This window comes from Moorena sp. SIO4A1 (assembly GCF_010672065.1).
Classification (GTDB): domain Bacteria; phylum Cyanobacteriota; class Cyanobacteriia; order Cyanobacteriales; family Coleofasciculaceae; genus Moorena.
In genome coordinates this window covers 1-1212 of the sequence record NZ_JAAHHX010000884.1, presented here as the reverse complement: position 1 = coordinate 1212, position 1212 = coordinate 1, and the positions used below count along the sequence as shown (strand labels likewise).

2 protein-coding genes and 1 pseudogene are annotated in these 1212 nt (G+C 42.9%); 2 read left to right on the top strand and 1 reads right to left on the bottom strand.

Annotated features, from left to right (window positions below; genetic code table 11):
• Window positions 1-220: pseudogene (locus F6K53_RS43775) on the bottom strand (hypothetical protein); the annotation flags it as partial.
• Between the two features lie 342 nt (window positions 221-562).
• Between F6K53_RS43775 and F6K53_RS43770 the strand changes: the two are divergent.
• Complete coding sequence (locus F6K53_RS43770; protein WP_070396558.1) at window positions 563-931, top strand: STAS domain-containing protein; 369 nt, start codon at window positions 563-565, stop codon at window positions 929-931.
• A gap of 120 nt (window positions 932-1051) precedes the next feature.
• A partial coding sequence (locus F6K53_RS43765) for a photosystem II biogenesis protein Psp29 (RefSeq protein ID WP_293087066.1) occupies window positions 1052-1212 on the top strand: 161 nt, incomplete at its 3' end.

Here is a 1212-nt window from a genome sequence, read left to right as displayed (position 1 = left end):
GATAGATGATAGCTGATAACTGATAACTGATAGATGATAGATGATAGATGATAGATGATAGATGATAGATGATAGCTGATAGCTGATAACTGATACCTGACGACTGATAGCTGGGTAAAGATAGAATAGAAATCCAAGATTCATCCCCATCATTACCTTCATCTTCAGGTCTTATGGCCAGATTTGTGCAAAAATTTGGATACGCTCCCTGACATTTCACCAATCACTGTAAGCTAAACTAGCTTGCAGTGAGTAGCTCTATGATCCCAATCACAGAGGGCTTGCTTTAAGAAAAGTCTTCCCCGCTTAATTTGTTAGTCAGGGCGTATTAGTCAGGGCGTATTAGTCAGGGCGTATTAATTAAAAAACATTTTGGAGCTTTTTCAGTTGGCTGGGAAGCAGTCAGGGGCTAAAGGTGGCGCTAGTCCTACAGGTGCCCTTGACCCATTAAGAATTAAATTCGCCACGGGTCGCACCTGAATCGTTCGGGACGCACTCTCAACTCTTAATGATTAGATTTGGTAAGGTTTCAATCAGCGGTAGCTGCGACAAGGAGGTGCTGATGGTTCATATCGATCAGAAAACTCATACTACTGAAGATGGTACAAATGTGATTGTTTTGAAACCGATTGGACGCCTGGACATCACTACAGCTTGGCCTTTTCGTCTGAAATTGCAAGAGTGTATTTCCCAACTGCGCAGGCATGTAGTGGTTAATCTGAGTCAGGTTGACTTTATTGATAGTTCGGGTTTGACATCCTTAGTGGCTGGCATGCGAGATGCTGACAAAATTAAGGGCAGCTTTCGCATTTGTTCTGTTCATCCAGACGCCAAGCTTGTGTTTGAAGTCACTATGATGGACACGGTGTTTGAAATTTTTGAAACGGAGGAAGAAGCCTTAGATGGTTTATCCAGTAGTATCCCCACCTGAATCAACCAATCTGGCATCGGCGGATGAAACTGGCAACCCCCACCATCATCTTTGATTTGGTGCTAGGCGCTTCATCGGAGATAATAAAAATAATATAAAGCTTCAATTCTGATCTGCCTTGTGAATACTGTTCGCACAGTCTCGGATACTAAACGGGATTTCTACACCTATCACACTCGCCCCATCAACTCTATTTACCGACGTGTAGTGGAAGAGTTGATGGTAGAGATGCATTTGCTGTCGGTTAATGTCGATTTTAAATACGATCCCATCTATGGCTT